Consider the following 23440-nt stretch of genomic DNA (forward strand, 5'->3'; position numbering starts at 1 on the left):
CCCGATCCTATGAGCGCGACCGGCACCAGCGGGACGGCGGCGAGGGCGACCCGCACGGGCGCTAACCTGTGTCGCGATGAACACCACCGTCGCCACGATCGTCATCGTCGGCTCACTGCTGCTCATGCTGGCGAGCCTGGTCGTCGCCGTCCGCGACCGGCCCATGGGCATGGTCCTGCTGGTCGGCTTCGCCGTGCTGGAGGTGGCGATCCTGGTGCAGGCCGGGTTCGTGATCGCGGCGGTGAGCGGCGGCGAGGGGCCGCCGGAGAAGGCCACGCTGTTCGGGTACATCGGCGGTCAGGTGCTCATCCCGCCCGCCGGGGTGTTCCTCGCGCTGGCCGAGCGCAGCCGGTGGGGCACGGCGATCCTGGTCGTGGCCGGGTTCGCGATCGCGGTGATGAACGCGCGGCTGCTGCAGATCTGGCAGGGCGTGGCGTGAGCGCCCCGATCGGCACCGGCCCCGGGCGCGCGCTGGTCGCCGTCTACGGGCTGTTCTCGCTGGCGGCCGGGGCACGGGCGGCGGTGCAGATCGCCACCAGGTTCGGCGAGGCGCCGCTGGCCTACGCCTTGTCGGCGTTCGCCGCGCTGGTCTACGTCGTGCTCACCGTCGCCCTCGTGCGCGGCGCCCGCCGGCTCGCGCTCGGCGCGCTCGTCATCGAGCTGGCCGGGGTGCTGCTGATCGGCACCGCGAGCGTGGCCGACCCGGCGGCCTTCCCCGACGCCACGGTGTGGTCGTCGTACGGCAAGGGTTACCTGTTCATCCCGCTCGTGCTGCCCTTCGTGGGGCTCTACTGGCTGCTGCGCAGGCGTTAACGCCGGGCGTGCGCGGGCAGGGACAGACCCCATGAGCACGATCGAGCACTCAGTAGACGTCAACGTCCCGATCCGCGTGGCCTACAACCAGTGGACCCAGTTCGAGAGCTTCCCCGAGTTCATGGAGGGCGTGGAGTCCGTCAAGCAGATCTCCGACACGCTCACCGAGTGGGTGGTCGAGATCGCCGGGGTCCGCCGCGAGTTCCAGGCCGAGATCACCGAGCAGCACCCCGACGAGCGCGTCGCCTGGCGCGGCACGGACTCGCCGCACCACGCGGGCGTCGTCACCTTCCACCGCATCGACGCCGACACCACCAAGGTCACCCTCCAGATGGAGTACGACCCGGAGGGCGTCGTCGAGACCGTCGGCGACGCGCTGCAGATCGTCCGGCTGCGCATCAGGAACGACATGGAGCGGTTCAAGTCGTTCATCGAGTCGCGCGGCGGCGAGACGGGCGGCTGGCGCGGCGACGTCCCCGGCGCCCACCAGCACCATCACGAGCACGGCTCCACTTACGGCGACAGCGGCGCGCCGGTCCCGCCCGGCACCGTCGGCGGCGGCGACTACCCGCCGAGCGGCACCCTGCCGCCCCCCGGCCCCGTTCCCCCGCGCAACCAGCCCCCGGAGGGCCCGAGCCCGGTCCTGTAGGACGGGATCTCCCCCGAGAATCTCAGCCCCCGCCCCGGGGGCTTTCTCATGTCCAGGAATAAAGGGACATTTCGGTCCTGTTAAGGTGGTGATTCGTCCCATGATTTGATGAGTGGAGGACATGACCAGCATGAGCGTGCTAGCCCAAGAGGCCCGTGGCAGAACAGGCAGAACCGCCCCCTTGGCCTGGCTTCTCGTGCTGGGCATCGTTCTGGCGGCGCTGAACCTGCGCACGGCCGTCACCAGCGTCGGGCCGCTGCTCGACCAGCTCGCCGGGGCGCTCGGCATGAGCAGCGTCGGCACCGGCCTGCTCACCACGCTGCCCGTGCTGGCCTTCGCCGGCGTCGGCGCGGTCACCCCCACCCTGGCCCGCCGGATCGGCGAGCACCGGCTGCTGCTGCTCGCGCTGGTCACCCTCGGCTCGGGCATGCTGGTCAGGTCGCTGGTCGGGTCGGCCCCGGTGTTCCTGCTGAGCAGCGCGGTCGCGCTGTCCGGCGGCGCCGTCGGCAACGTGCTCATCCCGACGCTGATCAAGCGTCACTTCCCCGCGCGTACCGGGATCATGACCACCGTCTACACCACGGCCCTGGCGGCGGGCACCATGCTGGCCGCCGCCGCGACCGTGCCGATCGAGCGCGCGTCGGGGGACTGGCACATCGCGCTCGGCGTGTGGGCGGCCCTGGCCGCCGTGGCCGCCATTCCGTGGCTTGCGCTGCTGCGCAGTGAGCCGGAGCGGGACACGGGCAGCCGGGACGCGGGCATCTCGACCCTGCTCAGGAGCAGGCTCGCCTGGATGGTGGCGATCTACTTCGGCACCCAGTCGTTGATCGCCTACATCATGTTCGGATGGCTGGCCACGATCCTGACCGACGGGGGATACACCTCCTCGCAGGCCGGGATCATGCTCGGCGTGTTCACCGCCCTGAACATCCCGGTCTCGATCCTCGTGCCGACGATCGCCGCGCGCTTCCGCGACCAGCGGCCGGTCGTCGTGGGGCTGGTCGTGTTCTACACGATCGGCTTCCTCGGGCTGTGGTTCGCGCCCTCCTCGACCGCCATGGTCTGGGTGGTGTTCGTGGCGGTCGGCATGGGGTCGTTCCCGCTGGCGCTGGTGATGCTGGGGCTGCGCACCCGTACGCCGGAGAGCACGGCCGCGCTGTCGGCCTTCGGGCAGAGCGCCGGATATCTCATCGCCGGCGCCGGCCCGCTGCTGGTCGGGGTGATCTACCAGATGACCGGTGGCTGGTCGCTGACGTACGTGCTGATCTTCGGCGTGATCGCCGTCCAGCTCCTCACCGGCCTGTACGCCGGCCGTGACCGCTATCTGGAGGACGAGCGCCGCCCTGCCACAATGACCAGGTGAGATCCACTGTCGTCACCTTCCCCAACGGCCGGGTCAGCGGCCGTTCCCCGATTGTCGGGGCCGTGCCGGTGGGGGACCGGCACGGCCTCGTCACCGCCGAGACGCCGTTCCACCCCCTCGACCACACCTGGCCCGACCAGCCCGCAGACCGGGGGACGATCGGCGAGCTGCCGGTCCTCGACTGCGTGACAGGGGCCCAGTCGAACGACGGTGAGATCTTCGTCGGCGAGTCCATCCCGGTCCGGCGGGGCGCGGAGGGCTGGGAGTGGCTGGTCGTCCACGTCACCGACACCCCGCTGCCCGTCGGCGCCGAGGTGGACCTGGAGGTGGACGCCGGATACCGGGCGGCGCTCTCGGCCGGCCACACCGCCTGCCACCTGGCCGCGCTGGCGCTCAACGCGGCGCTGGCGGACAGGTGGCGCAAGGAGGTGCAGCTGGACCGGCTCGGCCACCCCGACTTCGACCAGACGGCGATCACCTCCTCGCGCATCGTGCCGCACGGCAGCGTGGACGAATACCGCCTCGGCAAGTCGCTGCGCAAGAAGGGCTTCTCCGCCGACGACCTGGACCTGACCGGGCTGGCCCGGCGGGTGAACGAGCAGCTCGGCACATGGGTGGCGGCCCGGGCGCCGGTCCGGCTCGACGTGCCGGGGCCCGGTCTGACCGCGTTGCGCACCTGGCACTGCTCGCTGCCCGAGGGCGAGGCGTCGATCCCGTGCGGCGGCACGCACGTGCGCGACACGGCCGAGCTGGACACGGTCGAGGTCGCGTTCACCCTGGAGGAAGCCGCCCTCACGATGCGCACCACCTGCGGCTAGCGGGCCCTTACTACGGGGGCCCTTAAGGCGGGGGCCCGTGTCAGGCTCTCGCGGCCAGGAAGGCGAGGACCCGGCGCCAGGCGTCCGCGCAGATCGCCTCGTGCTCGTCGTGGGCCTCGTCGAAGAAGCCGTGCGGGGCGCCCGGGTAGACGACGATCTCGTGCTCCACCCCGGCCCCGGTCAGCGCGGCCCCGAACTCCGCCACCTGCTCGGCCGGGATGCCCTCGTCGGCCCCGCCGAACAGACCGAGGATCGGCGCGCCCAGCTCGGCGGCGTGCTGGGTGGGGCCGGGGCCGTACGGGCCGGCGATCCCCGGCGCGCCGTAGAACCCGATCACGCCGGCGAGCCCGAACCTGGGCGCCGAGGCGAAGAACGCGTTCCGGCCGCCCATGCAGAAGCCGAGCGCCACGGCCGGACGTCCCAGGTGCTCGGTCGCGGCCTGGAGGTCGGCCTGGATGTTCTCCCTCGTCAGCTTGGGGATGTGCGCCATGACCTGGAACGACTCGCCCCGGTCGTCGTCGGTGGCGGTCCTGCCGTAGTAGTCGAGGGCGAGCGCCGGATGGCCCTGCTCGGCCAGCCGTACGGTGAGCTGCTTGTAGAAGCCGTGCAGGCCGCGGACGTCGGGGAGGATCACGACGCCGGGCCCGCTCACCCGGTCGGGACGGGACTCGTAGGCGGCGAACGACGTGCCGTCGGCGGAGGCCAGGCGGAGGTCGGCGGAGCGGGTGCCGGTGATCGGCGGTTGCGGGCGCGGTGGTGCGGCGTCGTTGTCGTAGCACATAGTGCCGGGAAACTACCAAAGCTGAATTGATAAAGCTAGACTTGGTTTTGTGCTCGCCAAGGAACTGCGGATCTCGGTCGGGCGGCTCGCCCGCCGCATCCGGCAGCTTTACACCAACGCCTCGGGTGACGACGTGTCGTTCACCGAGCTCGCCGTGCTCTCCCGCCTCGACCGGGACGGGCCGCACACCTCGGCCCAGCTCGCGCACCTGGAACGCATCACCGCCCAGGCGATCGGCACCGTCCTGGGCGGCCTCCATCAGCGCGGCATGGTGGCCCGCGAGCCCGACCCGGCCGACCGGCGGCGGGTGATCACCGCCATCACCGGCTCCGGCCGCGCCGCGCTCGTCAGCCGCGAAGAGGTGATCACCGCACGCCTGGCCGCGGCCGTCGACTCCCTCACCCCCGACGAGCGCGAACGCCTCGCCGCGGCCCTGCCCGTCCTCGCCGACCTGGCCGAACGGCTCTGAGGCGTCAGCATGTGTTGACAAGCGGCGCTCTGTCAGCACATGCTGACACCATGGACGTCACCGAACTGGCCGGGGCGGCAGCCGACCGTGACCCCGGAACGGGCCTCGCGGCGGTGGCCGCGCTCAGGGCCCTGCTGGAGGAGCTGGAGGCGGTCCACGTCAGCAACGCCCGCGCGGCGGGGTGGTCGTGGGAGCAGATCGCCGGCGCGCTCGGGGTCCGGCGGCAGTCCGCCCATCGCAAGCACGCCCGCAGAACGGGGAGGTAGCAGGTGTTCGACAGGTTCACGGAAGGCGCCCGCCGGGCGGTGGTCCGGGCCGGGATCCTCGCGCTCGACGCCCACCGCGCCACGCTCGACGCCGATCTCCTGCTGCTGGGCGTGGCCGAGGTGCGGCCGTTCTCGTTGTCGTCGTTCACCGCCTCCGATGCCGGCCTGCGCGCCCGCGTCGACCTGGGCGACGCGCGTGCGCTGCTGGCCACCCTCGGCATCGACCTCGACGAGGTGCACCGCCGCACCCGGGCCGGAACGGACGCGCCCGACCAGTGGGCCCTGCGCCGGTCCCGGCTGCGCCCGCTGCGCGTCGCCCTGGACGGGCCGCTGGGCACGATCCCGCTGGCCATGCACGCCAGGAAGGTGATCGAGGTGGCGATGTGGAAGCCGGGGCCGGTCACCGGCGAACGGCTGCTGTGGGGCCTGCTCGCCGACGGCGCGAACGGCGCCGGCCGCCTGCTCCGCGAGGCCGGGGTCGACGTGGCCGCGCTGGTCAGGGAGGCGGGCATCCCGTCCCGCCGCGCCGCCTGACGCCACGCCGTTCGGGGCGGGCCGGAGAGCTCCTCCGGCCCGCCGGGGCGCGGGATCCGGCGTGACGCGAGGGGTCCGGAAGTCCGATACACTTGGTGATCGCAAGGGGCTATGGCGCAGTTGGTAGCGCGCCTCCATGGCATGGAGGAGGTCTGGGGTTCGAATCCCCATAGCTCCACAGAAGAAAGAGGTGGCGTCCGCGAGGGCGTCACCTTTTTTCATGTCTCCGCCAGGCCGTGTCAATACCTCTCAGGTCACCTCTTGTCCGGACCTGGGGGAGACGCGGGCGGCGGGCCGGAGCCGCGATCGTCGAGGGCATGCGACTTCAACGACTGCAGATCTCGGCGCTCTCCGTCCTCGCGCTCGTCGTGGCGCTCGCGCTCGCGCCGCTGCCGGGGCTGCCGTACACCATGGGGTTCGCGCCGCACTGGGTGACCGTGCTGGCCGCCGGGGTGGGGGCGGTCTTCGTGGTGCGGCCGCATCCGGCGGGGCTGCTGCCCGCCCTGCTGCTGCTGTGGTCGGCGGGCGGGCTCGTGCTCGACGTCTTCCGCGCCTTCTTCGCGCTCACCGGCATCCCCGCCGGGGAGTTCGCGCAGGTCGACTGGCCCGGGATGGCGCTGCGCGGGCTCAGCCTGGCGGGCTGCGCGCTGCTGGGCGCGCTGCTGCTGCCGCGGGTCAGGGTGCCCAGCGGGCCCTGGCTCGGGTACGCCGCGTTCGCCCTCGGGTTCGTCTACCCCCTCGCCAAGCTCTACTGGTCGGCGGGCGGCACGCTGCTGCGCCCCGCGGACTACGGCGAGGGCTTCCCGTACGGCGAGACGATCATGCTGGTCATCGGCGCGGTCGGCTCGCTGGCCCTCGTGCAGAGGTGGGGACGGTCGCTGCCGCGGCGGCTGGTGCTGGCCGGCGGTTGGACGGGCGCCGCCATGTTGACCACTATGGGAGCCATGTCCGTTCTAGGCACGTTCTCCCAGCTTCTCGGCCTCACCCAGGGACCGGTGCCGCTGTCCGAGCCGGCCACGGTGGCGGCGGTCGCGGTCGTGTACGGGAGCTGGCTGCTGTTCGGACTCGCGGTCGCCGGGGCCACCCTCTCCTACCAGCGCACGACGGCACGATGACGCCCCGCCGCGCCGACGTGGTCCTGGCCCTGGTCGCCGGGGTGACGCTGTTCCCGCTCTCGCTGACGGTGGCGGTGTTGTCGGCGCCCGGCGTGCGGGCGGCCCTGCTGGCGGGGGCCTGCCTGGCGGCGCACGCGGCCGTGGCCTACCGGCGGCGGACGTGGGCGTTCCTCGTGGTCGCCGCGGCCTTCGCCGTCCAGGTCGCGGTGACCGGGTTGTTCCTCGTGCTGCCGTCGTCGGCGCTGTTCCCGCTCGCGGTCTACTCCTGCGCCGCCCACGCCCGGCGGCACCCGCCGCTGGTGGTCGGCCTGGCGGGCGCGGGGGCGGCGGCGGCCAGGTTCGCGACCGACTCCAGCGTCGCGGCGGCCGGGCTCGGGCCGGAGCCGTGGCTGCTGCTGGCGTTGCTGGCCGCGGTGGTGGTCGCGGCGTGGGGGCTCGGACTGTACCGGCGGACCCAGCTCGCCCACCTCGACCTGCTGCGGGAGCGGGCCGGCGAGGCCGCGGCGCGGGCCACCGCCGAGGAACGGGCCAGGATCGCCAGGGAGATGCACGACGTGGTCGCCCACGCGCTGGCCGTCATCGTCGCCCAGGCCAGGGGCGGCCGGTTCGCGCCCGCGCGGGCGGCCGAGATCCTGGCCACGATCGAGGAGACGGGACGCGCGGCCCTCACCGACATGCGGGCCGCCGTCGGCGTGCTGCGCGCCACGCCCGGGGACGGGCCGCCGCCCGGACTGACCGGCCTGCCGGACCTGGTGGCGCGGACCCGGGACGCCGGGCTGCCCGTCGAGGAGATCGTCCGCGGCACGCCGCGTCCCCTCGGGCCGGGGGCCGATCTCGTCGCCTACCGCGTGGTGCAGGAGGCGCTGACGAACACGCTCAAGCACGCGGGCGCGGGCGCGCGCAGCACCCTCCGGCTGGAGTGGACGGACGACGCCCTGCGCATCACCGCCGGCGACACGGGCGGCGACACGGGCGGCGACACGGGCGGCACCGCCTCCGCCACGACGTGCGGTGACGGGCCGGGGAACGGGCTGGCGGGCATGCGCGAGCGGGTGACCGCGCTGGGCGGGACCCTGGACGTGCGGACGGAGGAGGAAGGCGGGTTCGTCGTCGAGGCCCGCCTTCCGTACCCGGCATGACCATCGGCGTGTACGTCGTCGACGACCAGCGGCTGGTGCGTACCGGCACGGTGATGGTGATCGACGCCCAGGACGACATGCGCGTGGTGGGGGAGGCCGGCGACGGGGTGGAGGCGCTGGCCGGGCTGCGCGCGGTGACGGCGGACGTGGTGCTCATGGACGTCCGCATGCCGCGCATGGACGGCGTGGAGGCGACCCGGCGGCTGCTGACGACCCCCGGCGCGCCGAAGGTGATCGTCCTGACCACCTTCGACCTGGACGAGTACGCCTTCGCCGCGCTGCGGGCCGGCGCGTCGGGGTTCCTGCTCAAGGACGCCCCCGCCGAGGAGCTGCTGGCCGCGGTGCGGACCGTCCACCGGGGGGACGCGGTGATCGCCCCCTCGACCACCCGCCGCCTGCTCGACCACGTCGCGCCGCACCTGCCGGACGCCGGGCCCGACCCGCTGACCGAGCGGGAGCGGGAGGTGCTGCGGCACATCGCCTGGGGCGAGACGAACGCCGAGATCGCGGGCGCGCTGTTCCTGTCCGAGGGCACCGTCAAGACCCACGTCGGCCGCATCCTGGCCAAACTCGGGCTGCGCGACCGGGTCCAGGCGGTCATCTGGGCCTACGAGCACGGCCTGAACCGCCGCCCCTGAGCGGTCGCGCAGCGGACGCGACGGGCCGTCGAATCATTCATGCTCTGAATGATGTATCGACGCTACCATCGTGCACGTGGACGAAGTCAAGCCGGTGTCGGTGGCGGGGACGATGGCCTTCAGGATCGGGACGCTCGGGGCGATCCTGACCGAGCGGTTCACGGCCGCGCTCGTCCCGCTCGACCTCAAGCCCAAGCACGTCGGGCTGATGACCCTGCTGGAGGCGCGCGGCGCGGCCTCGCAGCTCGACGTCGCCAAGACCATGGGCGTCGCGCCGAGCCTGGTGGTGACGCTGGCCGACCACCTCGAACGGCTCGGCGCGATCTCCCGGGTGCGCGACCCCGGCGACCGGCGGCGTCAGCTTCTCGACCTCACCGCCGAGGGGCGCGCGCTGCTCGGCCGGTGCCTGGAGGTGACGCTGGAGCTCGACGCCGAGCTGACCGGCGGCCTCGGCCCGCGGGACCGGGCCGTGCTGGCCAGGGTCCTCGGCACGCTGGCCGCCCAGGCGGGGCTGCCGATCTAGTCGTCGCGGGCGGTCTCCCGGGCGGTCTCCCCGGCGGTCTCCCCGGCCAGGGCGGCGTGGCCCCGGCGGATGTCGGCCCAGGCCCGCTCGACGTGGCGAAGTTCGGTCGCGGGGCCGCCGACGGCCATGCGGAGCACGATCCGGCCGCCGATCGCGGTGTGCGTCAGATAGAGGGAGCCGCCGGCGTTCAGGGTCTCCATCAGGCGCAGCGTGGCGGCGTCGGCGTCGGCGGGCGGCAGGCCGGGCCAGCGGGGGCGGAAGCAGACCAGGCCGAGCGGGTGCGGCTCGTGCAGTTCGAAGGCGGGGTCGGCGGCGATCAGGGCGGCCAGGTGCTGGGCCAGGGAGACGCCCTTGCGGATGTGGGCGCGCAGGCCCTCGGCGCCGTACCAGCGGATCACCGACCACAGTTTCAGCGCTCTGAACCGGCGGCCCAGCGGGATCTGCCAGTCGCGGTAGTCGACCACCGAGCCGGCCGTGGTCGCGGCGTTGCGCAGGTACTCCGGCAGGATCGACAGCGCGCCGAGCAAGGGGGCGCGGTCGGCCGTCCACAGGACGGTGCAGTCGAAGTTGGTCAGCAGCCATTTGTGCGGGTTGGTGGAGTAGGTGTCGGCGTACTCCGCCACGCCGTCGTTGAGCCCGCGGAACTCAGGGCAGACGGCGGCGACCCCGGCGTAGGCGGCGTCCACGTGCAGCCACACGTCGTGCTCGCGGCACACCTCGCCGATCTCCGGCACCGGGTCGACGGCGGCCGAGGAGGTGGTGCCGACGGTGGCGCAGACCATCGCGGGGACCGCGCCGGCGGCCTTGTCGGCCGCGATCAGCTCGCGCAGCCGTCCCGGGTCCATGGCCAGCGTACGGGGGTGCACGTCCACCACCCGTACGCCGTCGGAGCCGAGGCCCACGACGCGGGCGGCCTTCTCCAGCGAGGAGTGCGTCTGCGACGAGACGTAGATCGTGTACCGCTCGGCGACGCCCGTGCGCGTGACCCGGCCGCCGCTCGCCCGGTGCAGGGCGGCGAGCAGCGCCACCAGGCAGGCGCTCGACGCCGAGTCCTGGATCACGCCGCCGCCGCGCGCGTCGGTCCTGAAGTGCGCGGGCAGGCCGAGCAGGCTCGCCAGCCAGTCCACCACCACGGTCTCCAGCTCGGTGCAGGCGGGGCTGGTGACCCACAACATGCCCTGCACGCCGAGGCCGCTGGAGAGCAGGTCGCCGAGGATGGCGGGGCCGCTGGCGTTGGAGGGGTAGTAGGCGAAGAAGGAGGGGTGCTGCCAGTGGGTGATGCCGGGTAGCAGGATGGTGTTCAGGTCGTCCAGGACGGCCTCGAACGGCTCGCCGTGCTCGGGCGGCTCGGCGGGCAACGCGCGGCGGACGTCCCCCGGCTCGGCCCGTGACATCACCGGACGGGACTCGATGCCCGCCATGTAGTCCGCGATCCAGTCGACGACCTGCCTGCCGTGGCGGCGGAACTCCTCGGGGGTCATGTGGGCGTTCATGCCTACAGATCATCATCCGGGCGGCGTCCCGGGAAGACGGGAACGGGCCGGAGGCCGCGCGCCTCCGGCCCGTCGTTCCGGCGGGGGGTCAGCGCCCGCTGAGCGTCTTGCGCCAGTGGAAGCCGCCGGGCAGGTTGACCGACAGCGTACGGCGGCCGTCGGCGGTACGCGTCACCCTGAACAGCCGGTTGCCCCAGCTGTGTCCAACGCCGCCGCGGGACAGGTTCAGCCGGACCGGGCCCAGCTTGATCGTCTTGCGGTAGCTCCAGCTCATCGGACTCCTCCGTCGAGGTCGGTGAGAGCCGGTCAACTACCCGGAAAGGCCGCAAATATCGGGGTTTTCGGCGCTGGAAGTGCTTCCCTCGGCCGATGCCCAGGTCAGAGCGTCGGCGAGGGCGTCCAGGGCGGCGGGGAAGGCGCGTTCGGAGGGGGCGGCGTACCCGATCAGCAGGCCGCCGGGGCCGGGCGTCTGGCGCAGCGGGCTCAGGCCGCGCAGGGCGATGCCGCGCCGTTCGCAGGCCGCCAGCACGGCGGACTCGGCCGGCCCGGACGGCGGGAGCAGCAGCAGGGCGCGCAGGCCGGCGGCCACGCCGGGCAGGCGCGCGCCGGGCAGCGGGGCGTCCGGTCCCGGGCCGAGCCGCGACAGCAGCAGGTCGCGGCGGCGGCGGTAGCGCAGCCGCGCGGCGCGGACGTGCCGGTCGTAGTCGTGGTCGTCGATCAGCCGGGCCAGGACGAGCTGGCCCAGCACCCCGGTGTGGGCGTCGGCGTGCAGCTTGGCCTCGGCGACCGGGCCCACCAGGGCGGGCGGGAGCGCCATCCAGCCCAGGCGCAGCGCAGGGGAGAGCGACTCCGAGGTGGTGCCGCAGTAGACGACCTGGTCGGGGGCCGTGCCCTGGAGGGCGCCCACGGGACGGCGGTCGTAGCGGAACTCGCCGTCGTAGTCGTCCTCGATGACCGGGCCGCCCCACTCGCGCAGCAGGCGGCGGCGCGCCGGGGCCAGCGGGACGCCGGTCGGGTACTGGTGCGCCGGGGTCAGCACGGCGGCCGCCACCCCGGACGTGAGGTCGCCGGTACGGGCGCCCTGCCCGTCCACCGCGAGGGGGACGATCGTGCGGCCGGCGCGGCGCAGGACGTCGCGGTAGAAGTCGTGGCCCGGGTCCTCCATGGCGATCGGGCCCGCGCCGAGCACGCCCGCCAGCAGGTTGAGCGACTGGACGAAGCCCGTGGTGACGACGATCCGGTCGGGGGTGGTGCGCACGCCGCGGGTCCTGCCGAGGTAGCCGGCCAGCGCGGTGCGCAGTTCGATCCGGCCCCGGGGGTCGCAGGGGCCGAAGACGTCGGCGGGGGCCGCGGCGAGCACGTGGCGGGTGGCCCGCAGCCAGGCGCGCGCGGGGAAGGCCGACACGTCCGGCTGCCCGGGACGAAGGTCGTGCACCGGCTGCGCCGGCCCGGCGACGGAAGGGGAGCCGATCGGCGCGGGGGCAGGCGGGAGGGCGTCGGCGACCTCGGTGCCCGAACCCGGGCGGGTGGTGAGGTAGCCCTCCTCGGTGAGCTGGTCGTAGGCGGCGCTCACCGTGCCGCGGGCGAGGCCGAGCCCGGCCGCGAGCACCCTGGTCGAGGGCAGGCGGGTGCCGGGCGGCAGCCGCCCGTCGCGGACGGCGGCGCGCAGGGCGTCCTCGACGGCCCGCCGCCGCCCGAGTGCGGGATCGAGCTCCAGATGCAGGTCAACTCCGGAACTGGCCCAATGTTTCGCCACAAAACCGGATCTTACGGGTGGGCCGGTGGGCGGCTACCGTCGAGGACGTACCTCGAAAGGAAGTTCTGCCCATGCTCGTGATCGCCCATCTCAGCGACATCCACCTCGGCGGCTCGGAGCGGTCGGTCGAGCGCGCCGACGCCGTCATGCGCTATCTGGACGCCCTCCCGTACGACCTCGACGCGGTGCTCGTCACCGGCGACATCGCCGACCACGGTCTGCCCGAGGAGTACGAGCAGGCGCGCAAGCTGCTGACCTCGCGCCACCCGGTCCTCGTGTGCCCCGGCAACCACGACGTCCGCGAGGAGTTCCGGCGGGTGCTGCTCGCCGAGCCGGCCGCGTCCGGGCCGGTCAACCGGGTCCACCGCACCGGCGGGGCCGTCTACGTGTTGTGCGACTCCTCCGTCCCGGGCCGGCCCGAGGGCCACCTGGACGACGAGACGCTGGCCTGGCTCGACGGCGTGCTCGGCGCGGAACGCGGCCTGCCGGTGTTCGTGGCCTTCCACCACCCGCCCGCGACGCTGCACTCGCCGGTCGACACGATCATGCTCCGGACCCCGGAACGCCTCGCCGGCCTGCTGGCCGGGCACCCGCATGTGACGGCCGTGCTGGTCGGCCACGCCCACACCGCGGCGGCCACCACCTTCGCCGGCCGCCCGCTGCTCGCCGCCCCCGGCGTGGTGTCCACGCTGCGGCTGCCGTGGGAGGGCGCGACCACGCTGGCCGACTGCGCCGACTACGAACTCCCGCCGGGGCTCGTCTTCCATGTCCTGGACGACGACGGCCGGATCACCACCCACCACCGCGTCGTGCCGGTCTGAGGACGGGCGGCGGCGGGCCGGGAGGCCGCGGGCTTCCCGGCGCCGGGACGGTTCGTTTCATGGGGGGCTCCTCGGACGAGGGACTGTTAGCGCTACCAGTCGGAGTGACCGCTAACAAAGGTGATCGGCGTCACGTTAGGGAGGGAACACCCCTGGAGTCAAGGGGTGTCCGGCGTGACGTGACCGTGATGCGGAGGACTCTTGACGGATGTGCTTGTTAACGTTCACAGTCGTGGCCAAGCCAGGAAAGGAGCGATCGCGGGATCGGTCCGGGGTCGTCTCCCCTCGGTCGCGGCCGAGGAGGCGAGGTGGCGGCCCGCCTCCTGGCGCCCCGCGGTCGCCGGTACGCGAGACGGGCACGGCCCGACGGGACCGCGCAGGCCCCCGAGGCAGGAAGGCGCCGGCAGCCGGTTTCGGTTGTTAGCGCTCACATGAGAAGGGAACCCCCCACGTGTTCAGAAGGATCTCGGCGCTGGTGCTCGCCGGGCTCACCGCGATGTCGGTGGCGAGCTGCGGCGGAGGCAGTGGCGGCAGCGGCAGCGGCGACGGCTCGATCACCATGGGCTTCGCCCAGGTCGGCGCGGAGAGCGGCTGGCGCACCGCGAACACCAAGTCCGTGCAGGACTCGGCCAAGAACGCGGGCGTGACGCTCAAGTTCTCCGACGCCCAGCAGAAGCAGGAGAACCAGATCAAGGCCATCCGCTCCTACATCCAGCAGAAGGTGGACGTCATCGCCTTCTCGCCGGTGGTGGAGTCCGGCTGGGACACGGTGCTCAAGGAGGCCAAGGACGCGAAGATCCCGGTCATCCTGACCGACCGCGCCGTCGACTCCAAGGACACCTCCCTGTACAAGACCTTCCTCGGCTCCGATTTCGTCGAGGAGGGCAAGAAGGCCGGTCAGTGGCTGGTGCAGGAGTACAAGGACGCCAAGGACCCGGTGAACATCGTCGAGCTCCAGGGCACCACCGGCTCGGCCCCCGCCAACGACCGCAAGGCCGGGTTCGCCCAGGTCATCGGCGCCGACCCGAAGTTCAAGGTGATCGCCTCGCAGACCGGCGACTTCACCAGGGCCAAGGGCAAGGAGGTCATGGAGGCCTTCCTGAAGTCCAACCCGGACATCGACGTGCTCTACGCCCACAACGACGACATGGGCCTGGGCGCGATCGAGGCCATCGAGGGCGCGGGCAAGGTGCCCGGCAAGGACATCAAGATCATCACGGTCGACGCCGTCAAGGACGGCATGCAGGCCCTGGCCGACGGGAAGATCAACTACATCGTCGAGTGCTCGCCGCTGCTCGGCCCGCAGCTCATGGACCTGGCCAAGAAGGTCGTCAAGGGCGAGCAGGTGCCGGCCCGCGTGGTGACCGAGGAGACCACGTTCACGCAGGAGCAGGCCAAGCAGGTCCTGTCCAGCCGTCAGTACTGATCGTGCGGGCCGGGCCCGGTGGCCCGGCCCCTTCAGGCGGAAGGGGAGGCGCATGGCCGCACCCGTGCCGGTCCTGACGATGAACGGGATCGGCAAACAGTTTCCCGGGGTCAAGGCCCTGGACGGCGTGGACCTGCGGCTGCTGCCCGGCGAGGTGCACGCGCTCATGGGCGAGAACGGCGCCGGCAAGTCCACCCTGATCAAGGTGCTCACCGGCGTGCATCCCGCCGACTCGGGCACGATCGAGCTGGGCGGGCGGCCCGTCGCCTTCGCCGGCCCGGCCGAGGCGCAGCGGGGCGGCATCAGCACGGTCTACCAGGAGGTCAACCTCTGCGCGAACCTGTCGGTGGCCGAGAACATCTTCATCGGCCGCGAGCCGCGCAGGTTCGGGCGCATCGACTGGAAACGCGTGCGGGCCAGGGCCGGCGAGCTGCTGAGCGGGCTGGACCTGAGCATCGACGTCTCGGCGCCGCTGTCGGCGTACTCGCCGGCGGTGCAGCAGATGGTGGCCATCGCGCGGGCGGTCGACATCGAGGCCCGGGTGCTGATCCTGGACGAGCCCACCTCCAGCCTGGACGCCGACGAGGTGCGGCAGCTCTTCCGGGTGATGCGGCGGCTCAAGGAGGAGGGCATCGCCATCCTCTTCGTCTCCCACTTTCTCGACCAGATCTACGAAATTTCGGACCGTATGACGATCCTGCGCAACGGACGGCTCGTCGGCGAGTACCTCACCCGCGAGCTGCCCCAGCTCGACCTGGTCGCCAAGATGATCGGCCAGGAGCTGGCCGCGCTCGACCGCCTGCACGGCGAGGCCAGGGTCTTCGACCGCCCGCTGGTCGAGGCGCGCGGGCTGGGCCGGGCCGGGGCCGTCGAGCCGTTCTCGCTCACCATCCACGAGGGCGAGGTCGTGGGGCTGGCCGGGCTGCTCGGCTCGGGGCGTACCGAGGTCGCGCGGCTGCTGTTCGGCGCCGACCACGCGAGCGGCGGCGAGCTGTCCGTCGGCGGTGCGCCCGCCGCGCTGCGCACGCCCCGCGCGGCGATGAACCACAAGATCGCCTTCTGCTCGGAGAACCGCAAGGAGGACGGCCTGATCCCCGACCTCACCGTGCGCGAGAACATCATCCTGGCGCTCCAGGCCACCCGGGGCTGGACCAGGCCGGTGCCGCGCGAACAGCAGGACGAGCTGGTCGCCCGGTACGTCAAGGCCCTGCGGATCAGCCCGCCCAACCCCGAGCACCTGGTGCGGAACCTGAGCGGCGGCAACCAGCAGAAGGTGCTGCTGGCACGCTGGCTCATCCTGGAGCCCCGGCTGCTCATCCTCGACGAGCCCACCCGCGGCATCGACGTCGGCGCCAAGACCGAGATCCAGCGCCTGGTCGCCGAGCTGTCCGACGGCGGCATGGCGGTGTTGTTCATCTCCGCCGAGCTGGAGGAGGTGCTGCGGCTCAGCCACAAGGTCGAGGTGCTGCGCGACCGCCGGCTGGTGGCCGAGCTGCCCAACGACGAAGCCCTCACCACGGACGTGCTGATGGAGACGATCGCGAGCGGAGGGCGGCCCTGATGCGGCGGCTGTTGTGGCCCGTGGCGGTGCTCGCGCTGCTGCTGGCCCTGAACGTGTTCTTCACCCCCAGCTTCCTGTCCGTCCAGGTCAGGGACGGGCACCTGTACGGGAGCCTGATCGACATCCTGCGCTTCGGCGCGCCGCTGATCCTGGTCTCGCTGGGCATGACGCTGGTCATCGCGACCGGCGGCATCGACCTGTCGGTGGGCTCGGTGGTGGCGATCTCGGGCGCGCTGGCCTGCCTGCGGATCAGCGAGGACGCCGGCGTGCTCGCCGCCGTGGCGCTCGCGCTCGGACTGTGCCTGCTGCTCGGCGCCTGGAACGGGTTCCTGGTCGCGCAGGCGGGCATCCAGCCGATCATCGCCACGCTGATCCTCATGGTGGCCGGGCGCGGCCTGGCCCAGCTCATCACCGACGGGCAGATCATCACGGTCAACAGCCCGTCGTACAAGCTGATCGGCGGCGGGTATCTGCTGGCGGTGCCGTTCGGGGTGCTGCTGGTGCCGGTCGTGCTGGCGGTCACCGCGTTCCTGACCCGGCGGCTGGCACTGGGCCTGCTGATCGAGTCGGTCGGCGGGAACGCCGAGGCCAGCCGGCTGGCGGGCATCAGGTCGCGTGGGATCGTCATCATGGTCTACGCCTTCGCCGCCCTGTGCGCGGGCATCGCCGGGATCCTGATCAGCTCGAACGTCTCCAGCGCCGACGGCAACAACGCCGGCCTGTGGATCGAGCTGGACGCGATCCTGGCCGTGGTGATCGGCGGCACCTCGTTGTCGGGCGGCCGGTTCTCGCTGGGCGGGACCGTGGCCGGCGCGCTCGTCATCCAGACGCTCACCACGACGATCTACTCCATCGGCGTGCCGCCCGAGACGACCCTGCTGTTCAAGGCGCTGGTCGTGACGGCGGTCTGTCTGGTGCAGTCGCCGTCGTTCCGCGCGAAGGCGCTGCGCCGGCGCGGCGGCAGCGCGCCGCCCAGCCCGGCCCCCGAGGAGAAAGTGCGGGTGACCCTGTGACGACCATGACCGTGGGCCGGGTCGCGTTGCCGGCCCGGCACCTGCCCGTGCTGGTGACGGCGTGCCTGTTCGTGGCGATGTTCGTCGTCGGCGGCCTCCGGTACGAGGGGTTCGCCAGCGGGCAGGTGGTGCTCAACGTCTTCATCGACAACGCGTTCCTGCTGGTGGTGGCGGTGGGGACGACGTTCGTGATCCTGGCCGGGGGCATCGACCTGTCGGTGGGGTCGGTGGTGGCGCTGTCCACGATGATCTCGGCGTCGCTGATGTCGGGGCCGGGGTGGCCGCCGTACGTGGTGGTGCCGGTGGTGCTGGCCGTCGGGTCCGGGCTCGGGCTGGTGATGGGGTACATCGTGCACGCCTTCGACATCCAGCCGTTCATCGTGACGCTGGCCGGGATGTTCCTGGCCAGGGGGCTGTGCTACACGATCGGCACGGACTCGATCCCGATCGAGGACCCGACGTTCACGGCGTTCGCGCAGACCAGGATCGACCTGTTCGCCGGGCTGTGGATCTCGCCGAGTGTGCTCATCGCGGTGGGGGTCGTGCTGGTGGCGGCGTACGTGCTGCACTACACCCGGCTCGGCCGGGCCGTGTACGCGACGGGCGGCAGCGAGCAGTCGGCGCTGCTCATGGGCCTGCCGGTGGGCCGGACGAAGATCACGGTCTACACGGTGAGCGGCTTCTGCTCGGCGCTCGGCGGCGTGCTGCTGTCGTTCTACATGCTCTCGGGCTACGGCCTGCACGCCGTGGGCATGGAGCTGGACGCCATCGCCGCCGTGGTGATCGGCGGCACGCTGCTCACGGGCGGCAGCGGCTTCCTGCTCGGCACGGTGCTCGGCGTGCTGGTGCTCGGCCTGATCCAGACGATCATCAGCTTCGAGGGCACGCTCAGCTCCTGGTGGACCAAGATCTTCATCGGCCTGCTGCTCTTCGTCTTCATCGTGCTGCAACGGATCTTCAGCGCGCGCCCAAGGCGCTGACCTGCGAGGAGACTGCCGCGAAAGTTACCTAAAGGTTTCCGTGAGGTTATGCTCAACCGTTGACATCGTCTTTGTTAGCGATAACAATCGGCGGGAACGAAGCGAGAACTTTGTTCTGATTCGGCACGTTCTGTGACTGAGTCCTCTGCAAGATCGGCAGTTAACGCTCACATTCCGCTGCCGCAACCCCCATTGCAAGGAGTGCCACATGAGGTTGGGACGTATCGGGGGCGTGGTGTCCGCCATCGCGCTCGCCGCGACCATGACGGCCTGCGGCTCCAGCCAGAAGACGGTCGACGCCGACGCCTCCACGTCGGCCGCCGCCGGCGGCGCGGGCGCCCTGATCGGCGTCACGATGCCCACCAAGTCGTCCGAGCGGTGGATCCACGACGGCGACAACGTCAAGCAGCAGCTCGAACAGCTGGGCTACAAGGTCGACCTCCAGTACGCGGAGAACGACATCCCGACGCAGGCCAACCAGATCGAGAACCAGATCACCAAGGGCGCCAAGCTCCTGATCATCGCCTCGATCGACGGCACCGCGATCACCTCGCAGCTCCAGCAGGCCGCCGACGCCAAGATCCCGGTCATCTCCTACGACCGCCTGATCCGCAACAGCCCCAACGTCGACTACTACGCCACCTTCGACAACTTCAAGGTCGGCGTGCAGCAGGCGACCTCGCTGCTCAAGGGCCTCGGCGTGGACGACGGCAAGAAGGGCCCGTTCAACGTCGAGCTCTTCGGCGGCTCGCCCGACGACAACAACGCCACGTTCTTCTGGAACGGCGCCATGTCGGTGCTCCAGCCCAAGATCGACGACGGCACCCTGCTGGTCAAGAGCGGCCAGAAGGACTTCAAGACCGCCGCCATCCTGCGCTGGGACCCGGCCACGGCCCAGAAGCGCATGGAGGACATCCTCACCAAGACCTACACCGGCGGCACCAAGGTGGACGGCGTGCTGTCCCCGTACGACGGCCTGTCCATCGGCATCCTGTCGGCGCTCAAGAGCTCCGGCTACGGCACCAGCGGCCAGCCCTACCCCGTCGTGACCGGCCAGGACGCCGAGCTCGCCTCGGTCAAGTCGATCATCGCCGGCGAGCAGTACTCCACCATCTTCAAGGACACCCGCAAGCTCGCCGAGCAGACGGTGAAGATGGCCGACGCGGTCCTCAAGGGCGGCAAGCCCGAGGTGAACAACACCAAGGACTACGACAACGGCAACAAGGTCGTCCCCTCCTACCTGCTCGACCCGGTGATCGTGGACAAGAGCAACTACAAGGAGATCATCGTCGGCGGCAACTACTACACCGAGGACCAGCTCAAGTAAGGGCCCGCCCCGGGGGACCGCGGTCCCCCGGGGGCACTTCCCACACCTGAGCGAGGGGCATATGACCGAGCACATCTTGCGGATGAGCGGGATCACCAAGACGTTCCCCGGCGTCAAGGCGCTGCAGGACGTCAACCTGGCCGTCCGGCGCGGCGAGATCCACGCCATCTGCGGCGAGAACGGCGCCGGCAAGTCGACGCTGATGAAGGTGCTGTCCGGGGTCTACCCGCACGGCGACTACGAAGGCGAGATCACCTTCGAGGGCGCGCGCTGCGAGTTCGCCGGCATCCGCGACAGCGAGCACGCCGGGATCGTCATCATCCACCAGGAGCTGGCGCTCAGCCCGCAGCTGTCGATCGCGGAGAACATCTTCCTCGGCAACGAGCGCGCCAGGCGCGGCTTCATCGACTGGAACCGCACCAACTACGAGGCCGCCGAGCTGATGCGCCGCGTCGGCCTCCAGGAGAACCCCACCACCACGGTCTCCGACCTCGGCGTCGGCAAGCAGCAGCTCGTCGAGATCGCCAAGGCGCTGTCGAAGGAGGTGAAGCTGCTCATCCTCGACGAGCCGACCGCCGCGCTCAACGACGACGACTCGGCCCACCTGCTCGACCTGCTGCGCGGCCTGCGGGACGAGGGCATCACCTGCGTGATCATCTCGCACAAGCTCAACGAGGTGACCGCGATCGCCGACTCCGTCACGATCATCCGCGACGGCCGCACCATCGAGACCCTGGACATGGCCACCGACCACGTCACCGAGGACCGGATCATCTCCGGCATGGTCGGCCGCGCGCTGGACAACCGCTTCCCGCCGCACGAGTCGACGATCGGCGAGGAGGTGCTGCGGATCGAGGACTGGACGGTGCACAGCCCGAGCCAGCCAGGCCGGAAGGTCGTGGACGGCGCCTCACTCACCCTGCGCAGGGGCGAGATCGTCGGCCTGGCCGGCCTGATGGGCGCCGGGCGCACCGAGCTGGCGATGAGCCTGTTCGGCCGCACGTACGGCGTGCACATCTCCGGCAAGGTCTTCAAGGACGGCGAGCCGATCGAGATCCGCAACGTGCAGGACGCGATCCGCCACGGCCTGGCCTACGCCACCGAGGACCGCAAGCGGTACGGACTCAACCTCATCGAGGACATCAAGCGCAACATCAGCGCCGCCGGGCTCAAGGGCCTGGCCCGGCGCGGCTGGGTGAACGAGAACGAGGAGTACAAGGTCGCCGAGGAGTTCCACCGGAGCATGAACATCAAGGCGCCCAGCGTCAACAGCGTCGTCGGCAAGCTGAGCGGCGGCAACCAGCAGAAGGTCGTGCTCTCCAAGTGGATCCTGACGCAACCTGACGTGCTCATCCTCGACGAGCCCACCCGCGGCATCGACGTCGGCGCCAAGTACGAGATCTACACGATCATCAACCGCCTCGCCGACCAGGGCAAGGCCGTGCTGGTGATCTCCAGTGAGTTGCCTGAGCTGCTCGGCCTGTGCGACCGCATCTACACGCTCTCCGAAGGTCGCGTCACCGGCGAGGTCCCCCGCCGGGAGGCCACCCAGGAAAGCCTCATGCATCTCATGACCAAGGGACAGGAGTAGCTCCGATGAGCAGCATCACGCCCGCCGACGTGCAGGTCGGCGCGGGAGGCGACGGGGGAGCGCCGCGGCGGCCCGGCCGGGTGTCGCTGGGCGGCATGTCGCTGAACCTGCGTTCGAGCGGCATCTACATCGCCTTCGCGCTGATCATCGTGCTGTTCTCGGTGCTCACCGACGGCGCGTTGCTCCAGCCGCAGAACATCTCCAACATCATCGTCCAGAACTCCTACGTCCTGATCCTGGCGATCGGGATGATCCTGGTCATCATCGCCGGGCACATCGACCTGTCGGTCGGCTCGGTGGTGGCGGTCACCGGGGCGCTGGCCGCCGTGCTCATGGTGAACATGGGCCTGCCGTGGCCGCTGGCCCTGCTGATCACGGTCGCCGCCGGCGCGCTGATCGGGGCCTGGCAGGGGTACTGGATCGCCTACTTCGGCATCCCGGCCTTCATCGTCACCCTGGCCGGCATGCTGCTGTTCCGCGCGCTCACCATGACCGTGCTCGGCAACCAGGGCATCGGCCCGTTCCCCGACCAGGTCCGCACGCTGGCCAACGGCTTCACCGACGGCTACCTCGGCAACGTGGGCCTCGGCCCGCTGGGCGGCGCCGACCTGTTCAGCCTGCTCATCGGCCTGGTCGCGATCGGCGGCATGGTCGCCGCGCAGTGGCGCACCCGCAACGCCCGCAGGGGCTACGGCCAGTCGGTCGAGCCGATGGCCGTGTTCGCGCTGAAGATGGCGGCCGGCGCCGCGCTGATCCTGTTCCTGGTCGTGCAGCTCGCCCGCTTCAAGAACCTGCCGTGGGTGCTGGTGCTGCTGGCCGCGCTGGTGCTGGCGTACTCGCTGATGGCCAACCGCACGGTCTTCGGCCGGCAGATCTACGCCATCGGCGGCAACCTGCAGGCGGCGGTCATGTCCGGCGTCAAGGTCAAGTCGGTGGTCTTCTGGATCTTCGTCAACATGGGCGTGCTGGCCTCCGTGGCCGGCATCATCTTCGCCGGCCGGCTCAACCAGGCGGGCCCGACCGCGGGCAACAGCTTCGAGCTGGACGCCATCGCGGCCGCCTTCATCGGCGGCGCGGCCGTCCAGGGCGGCGTGGGCAAGGTCGTCGGCGCGATCACCGGTGGTCTGATCATGGCTGTCATCAACAACGGCATGTCGCTCATCGGCTCGCCCAGTGAGCGCGTGATGCTCGTCAAGGGCGCCGTGCTGCTGGCCGCCGTCGCGTTCGACGTGTGGACCAAGCGGCGCGCCGGCGCCTCCCGCTGACCGCCGCAGGCCCCGGCAAGCCCCGCGAAAGGAGAACCCGTGGTACCGAGCCCCAGGCCGCGTCCGCCGGTCATGGCCGACGTGGCCAAGGAGGCCGGCGTGTCGCACCAGACGGTCTCACGGGTGCTCAACGACCACCCGAACGTCCGGGCCGACACCCGCGCCCGGGTGGAGGAGGCGATCGTCCGGCTGGGCTACCGGCGCAACCTGGTCGCCCGCGCGCTGGTCACCAAGCGGTCGCGCACCCTCGGGGTGGTGAGCTTCGACACCACCCTGTACGGCCCGGCCAGCATGGTCTACGGCATCGAGCAGGCGGCCAGGACCGCGGGGTACTTCGTCAGCATCGTGAGCCTGAAGTCGATCGACGCGGCCAGCGTCCGCGACGCGCTCGACTACCTGGCCGAGCAGAGCGTGGACGGGGTGGTGGTGGTCGCGCCGCAGCGCTCGGCCGCCTCCGCGCTGGAGAGCCTGCCGGCCGGGGTGCCCGCGGTCGTGGTCGAGGGCGCGCACGGCGCCGACGTCTCCGCGGTCTGCATCGACCAGGTCGAGGGCGCCAGGCTCGCCACCCGGCACCTGCTCGACCTGGGCCACGAGACGGTCTGGCACGTCGCGGGGCCGTCCGACTGGCTGGAGACCGAGGGGCGCGTCGAGGGCTGGCGGGCCACGCTGGAGGCGGCCGGCCGGCCGGTGCCCGAGCCGCTGCCCGGCGACTGGAGCCCGCGCGCCGGGTACGCGGCCGGCCGGCGCCTGGCCGGGATGGACGGGGTCACCGCGGTGTTCGCCGCCAACGACCAGATGGCGCTGGGCGTGCTGCGCGCGCTCAGCGAGGCCGGGGTGCCCGTCCCCGGGCGGATCAGCGTCGTGGGCTTCGACGACATCCCCGAGTCCGAGTTCTTCTCCCCGCCGCTCACCACGGTCCGGCAGGACTTCGACGTGGTGGGCCGCCACTGCATCGAGGTGCTGCTGCGGCAGATCGACGCCGGGCCGGCGGCGTACGAGCGCATGGTGGTGCGTCCCAGCTTCGTCGTCAGGTCCAGCACCGCGCCGGCCCGATAGCCGGCAGGCGAACAGACAACTCTCTGGAGTGCAATGTGAACGC

25 protein-coding genes and 1 tRNA gene are annotated in these 23440 nt (G+C 71.7%); 22 read left to right on the plus strand and 4 right to left on the minus strand.

The features are described 5' to 3' along the window. Positions 1-76: 76 nt before the first annotated feature. The 5 genes from ACFYUV_RS00200 (at position 77) to ACFYUV_RS00220 (ending at position 3643) form a co-directional block, all read left to right on the plus strand. Positions 77-439, plus strand: coding sequence for a hypothetical protein (locus tag ACFYUV_RS00200; protein WP_358284006.1), 363 nt, complete (start codon positions 77-79; stop codon positions 437-439). Beyond that, entirely contained in the window at positions 436-813 is a 378-nt protein-coding gene (locus ACFYUV_RS00205) for a hypothetical protein (RefSeq protein ID WP_358284008.1), read from the plus strand. Before ACFYUV_RS00200 ends, ACFYUV_RS00205 begins: the two co-directional genes overlap by 4 nt. Positions 814-844: 31 nt before the next feature. After that, complete coding sequence (locus ACFYUV_RS00210; protein ID WP_387663418.1) at positions 845-1462, plus strand: SRPBCC family protein; 618 nt, start codon at positions 845-847, stop codon at positions 1460-1462. A gap of 181 nt (positions 1463-1643) precedes the next feature. Then, positions 1644-2825 carry a CynX/NimT family MFS transporter gene (locus ACFYUV_RS00215; RefSeq protein ID WP_387663420.1) on the plus strand — a complete coding sequence of 394 codons (1182 nt, stop codon included), beginning with the start codon at positions 1644-1646 and terminating at the stop codon, positions 2823-2825. Continuing rightward, positions 2822-3643 carry a metal-dependent hydrolase gene (locus ACFYUV_RS00220; RefSeq protein WP_387663422.1) on the plus strand — a complete coding sequence of 274 codons (822 nt, stop codon included), beginning with the start codon at positions 2822-2824 and terminating at the stop codon, positions 3641-3643. Before ACFYUV_RS00215 ends, ACFYUV_RS00220 begins: the two co-directional genes overlap by 4 nt. Positions 3644-3683: 40 nt before the next feature. Here ACFYUV_RS00220 and ACFYUV_RS00225 read toward each other — a convergent pair whose 3' ends face one another. Beyond that, positions 3684-4424, minus strand: coding sequence for a dienelactone hydrolase family protein (locus ACFYUV_RS00225; protein ID WP_387663424.1), 741 nt, complete (start codon positions 4422-4424; stop codon positions 3684-3686). 49 nt (positions 4425-4473) lie between these two features. Here ACFYUV_RS00225 and ACFYUV_RS00230 point away from each other — a divergent pair, with 49 nt between their 5' ends. The 8 genes from ACFYUV_RS00230 (at position 4474) to ACFYUV_RS00265 (ending at position 9108) form a co-directional block, all read left to right on the plus strand. Further along, positions 4474-4893, plus strand: coding sequence for a MarR family winged helix-turn-helix transcriptional regulator (locus ACFYUV_RS00230; RefSeq protein ID WP_387663426.1), 420 nt, complete (start codon positions 4474-4476; stop codon positions 4891-4893). Positions 4894-4943: 50 nt separating this feature from the next. Continuing rightward, positions 4944-5159: a hypothetical protein gene (locus ACFYUV_RS00235; RefSeq protein ID WP_352357954.1), complete on the plus strand. Its 216-nt coding sequence runs from the start codon at positions 4944-4946 to the stop codon at positions 5157-5159. A gap of 3 nt (positions 5160-5162) precedes the next feature. After that, positions 5163-5693: a Clp protease N-terminal domain-containing protein gene (locus ACFYUV_RS00240; RefSeq protein ID WP_387663428.1), complete on the plus strand. Its 531-nt coding sequence runs from the start codon at positions 5163-5165 to the stop codon at positions 5691-5693. Positions 5694-5798: 105 nt separating this feature from the next. After that, a tRNA-Ala gene (locus tag ACFYUV_RS00245) sits at positions 5799-5871 on the plus strand. A 139-nt stretch (positions 5872-6010) separates the two neighbouring features. After that, positions 6011-6808 (plus strand): hypothetical protein, encoded by a 798-nt coding sequence (locus tag ACFYUV_RS00250; protein ID WP_387663430.1) that lies wholly within the window; start codon positions 6011-6013, stop codon positions 6806-6808. Next, positions 6805-7947 (plus strand): sensor histidine kinase, encoded by a 1143-nt coding sequence (locus tag ACFYUV_RS00255; protein ID WP_387663432.1) that lies wholly within the window; start codon positions 6805-6807, stop codon positions 7945-7947. Before ACFYUV_RS00250 ends, ACFYUV_RS00255 begins: the two co-directional genes overlap by 4 nt. Continuing rightward, on the plus strand, positions 7944-8585 hold the full coding sequence (locus ACFYUV_RS00260) for a response regulator transcription factor (RefSeq protein ID WP_364329480.1): 642 nt from the start codon (positions 7944-7946) through the stop codon (positions 8583-8585). The genes ACFYUV_RS00255 and ACFYUV_RS00260 overlap by 4 nt, the downstream gene beginning before the upstream one ends. Positions 8586-8661: 76 nt before the next feature. Next, positions 8662-9108: a MarR family winged helix-turn-helix transcriptional regulator gene (locus tag ACFYUV_RS00265; protein ID WP_387663435.1), complete on the plus strand. Its 447-nt coding sequence runs from the start codon at positions 8662-8664 to the stop codon at positions 9106-9108. Here the strand turns inward: ACFYUV_RS00265 and ACFYUV_RS00270 are convergent. The 3 genes from ACFYUV_RS00270 to ACFYUV_RS00280 form a co-directional block, all read right to left on the minus strand. Beyond that, positions 9105-10601, minus strand: coding sequence for a pyridoxal-dependent decarboxylase (locus ACFYUV_RS00270; protein ID WP_387663437.1), 1497 nt, complete (start codon positions 10599-10601; stop codon positions 9105-9107). The two genes, ACFYUV_RS00265 and ACFYUV_RS00270, sit on opposite strands and share 4 nt — an antisense overlap. A gap of 88 nt (positions 10602-10689) precedes the next feature. Beyond that, complete coding sequence (locus ACFYUV_RS00275) at positions 10690-10875, minus strand: DUF4236 domain-containing protein (RefSeq protein WP_352326433.1); 186 nt, start codon at positions 10873-10875, stop codon at positions 10690-10692. Between the two features lie 36 nt (positions 10876-10911). Then, positions 10912-12357 (minus strand): PLP-dependent aminotransferase family protein, encoded by a 1446-nt coding sequence (locus ACFYUV_RS00280; RefSeq protein ID WP_387663439.1) that lies wholly within the window; start codon positions 12355-12357, stop codon positions 10912-10914. A 71-nt stretch (positions 12358-12428) separates the two neighbouring features. Between ACFYUV_RS00280 and ACFYUV_RS00285 the strand changes: the two genes are divergently transcribed. From ACFYUV_RS00285 to ACFYUV_RS00325, 9 genes are all read left to right on the plus strand, one after another. Next, complete coding sequence (locus ACFYUV_RS00285) at positions 12429-13178, plus strand: metallophosphoesterase (RefSeq protein ID WP_387663441.1); 750 nt, start codon at positions 12429-12431, stop codon at positions 13176-13178. Between the two features lie 451 nt (positions 13179-13629). After that, complete coding sequence (locus ACFYUV_RS00290) at positions 13630-14604, plus strand: ABC transporter substrate-binding protein (RefSeq protein ID WP_387663443.1); 975 nt, start codon at positions 13630-13632, stop codon at positions 14602-14604. A 52-nt stretch (positions 14605-14656) separates the two neighbouring features. Beyond that, the gene (locus ACFYUV_RS00295) at positions 14657-16165 is read left to right on the plus strand and encodes a sugar ABC transporter ATP-binding protein (protein ID WP_387663445.1); all 1509 of its coding nucleotides are present in this window, start codon (positions 14657-14659) and stop codon (positions 16163-16165) included. Beyond that, positions 16165-17178: an ABC transporter permease gene (locus ACFYUV_RS00300; protein ID WP_352326440.1), complete on the plus strand. Its 1014-nt coding sequence runs from the start codon at positions 16165-16167 to the stop codon at positions 17176-17178. Before ACFYUV_RS00295 ends, ACFYUV_RS00300 begins: the two co-directional genes overlap by 1 nt. Positions 17179-17183: 5 nt before the next feature. Then, the gene (gene yjfF / locus ACFYUV_RS00305; RefSeq protein WP_387665247.1) at positions 17184-18158 is read left to right on the plus strand and encodes a galactofuranose ABC transporter, permease protein YjfF; all 975 of its coding nucleotides are present in this window, start codon (positions 17184-17186) and stop codon (positions 18156-18158) included. 208 nt (positions 18159-18366) lie between these two features. Next, on the plus strand, positions 18367-19485 hold the full coding sequence (gene chvE / locus ACFYUV_RS00310) for a multiple monosaccharide ABC transporter substrate-binding protein (protein ID WP_352326442.1): 1119 nt from the start codon (positions 18367-18369) through the stop codon (positions 19483-19485). A gap of 61 nt (positions 19486-19546) precedes the next feature. After that, on the plus strand, positions 19547-21076 hold the full coding sequence (gene mmsA, locus ACFYUV_RS00315; RefSeq protein WP_358284042.1) for a multiple monosaccharide ABC transporter ATP-binding protein: 1530 nt from the start codon (positions 19547-19549) through the stop codon (positions 21074-21076). Between the two features lie 5 nt (positions 21077-21081). Then, complete coding sequence (gene mmsB / locus ACFYUV_RS00320; protein WP_352326445.1) at positions 21082-22341, plus strand: multiple monosaccharide ABC transporter permease; 1260 nt, start codon at positions 21082-21084, stop codon at positions 22339-22341. Positions 22342-22413: 72 nt separating this feature from the next. Then, positions 22414-23397 (plus strand): LacI family DNA-binding transcriptional regulator, encoded by a 984-nt coding sequence (locus ACFYUV_RS00325; RefSeq protein ID WP_387665250.1) that lies wholly within the window; start codon positions 22414-22416, stop codon positions 23395-23397. The last annotated feature ends 43 nt before the right edge of the window (positions 23398-23440 follow it).

It is taken from the genome of Nonomuraea sp. NPDC003560 (genome assembly GCF_042878785.1).
GTDB lineage: Bacteria > Actinomycetota > Actinomycetes > Streptosporangiales > Streptosporangiaceae > Nonomuraea.

What these genes read in the sequence shown, in the direction of transcription:
- ACFYUV_RS00200 (WP_358284006.1), top strand. Translation starts at nt 77, where the DNA reads ATGAACACCACCGTCGCCACGATCGTCATCGTCGGCTCACTGCTGCTC.
- ACFYUV_RS00210 (WP_387663418.1), top strand. Translation starts at nt 845, where the DNA reads ATGAGCACGATCGAGCACTCAGTAGACGTCAACGTCCCGATCCGCGTG.
- ACFYUV_RS00225 (WP_387663424.1), bottom strand. Translation starts at nt 4,424, where the DNA reads ATGTGCTACGACAACGACGCCGCACCACCGCGCCCGCAACCGCCGATC.
- ACFYUV_RS00235 (WP_352357954.1), top strand. Translation starts at nt 4,944, where the DNA reads ATGGACGTCACCGAACTGGCCGGGGCGGCAGCCGACCGTGACCCCGGA.
- ACFYUV_RS00250 (WP_387663430.1), top strand. Translation starts at nt 6,011, where the DNA reads ATGCGACTTCAACGACTGCAGATCTCGGCGCTCTCCGTCCTCGCGCTC.
- ACFYUV_RS00255 (WP_387663432.1), top strand. Translation starts at nt 6,805, where the DNA reads ATGACGCCCCGCCGCGCCGACGTGGTCCTGGCCCTGGTCGCCGGGGTG.
- ACFYUV_RS00260 (WP_364329480.1), top strand. Translation starts at nt 7,944, where the DNA reads ATGACCATCGGCGTGTACGTCGTCGACGACCAGCGGCTGGTGCGTACC.
- ACFYUV_RS00270 (WP_387663437.1), bottom strand. Translation starts at nt 10,601, where the DNA reads ATGAACGCCCACATGACCCCCGAGGAGTTCCGCCGCCACGGCAGGCAG.
- ACFYUV_RS00275 (WP_352326433.1), bottom strand. Translation starts at nt 10,875, where the DNA reads ATGAGCTGGAGCTACCGCAAGACGATCAAGCTGGGCCCGGTCCGGCTG.
- ACFYUV_RS00285 (WP_387663441.1), top strand. Translation starts at nt 12,429, where the DNA reads ATGCTCGTGATCGCCCATCTCAGCGACATCCACCTCGGCGGCTCGGAG.
- ACFYUV_RS00295 (WP_387663445.1), top strand. Translation starts at nt 14,657, where the DNA reads ATGGCCGCACCCGTGCCGGTCCTGACGATGAACGGGATCGGCAAACAG.
- ACFYUV_RS00300 (WP_352326440.1), top strand. Translation starts at nt 16,165, where the DNA reads ATGCGGCGGCTGTTGTGGCCCGTGGCGGTGCTCGCGCTGCTGCTGGCC.
- yjfF (WP_387665247.1), top strand. Translation starts at nt 17,184, where the DNA reads ATGACCGTGGGCCGGGTCGCGTTGCCGGCCCGGCACCTGCCCGTGCTG.
- chvE (WP_352326442.1), top strand. Translation starts at nt 18,367, where the DNA reads ATGAGGTTGGGACGTATCGGGGGCGTGGTGTCCGCCATCGCGCTCGCC.
- mmsA (WP_358284042.1), top strand. Translation starts at nt 19,547, where the DNA reads ATGACCGAGCACATCTTGCGGATGAGCGGGATCACCAAGACGTTCCCC.
- mmsB (WP_352326445.1), top strand. Translation starts at nt 21,082, where the DNA reads ATGAGCAGCATCACGCCCGCCGACGTGCAGGTCGGCGCGGGAGGCGAC.
- ACFYUV_RS00325 (WP_387665250.1), top strand. Translation starts at nt 22,414, where the DNA reads ATGGCCGACGTGGCCAAGGAGGCCGGCGTGTCGCACCAGACGGTCTCA.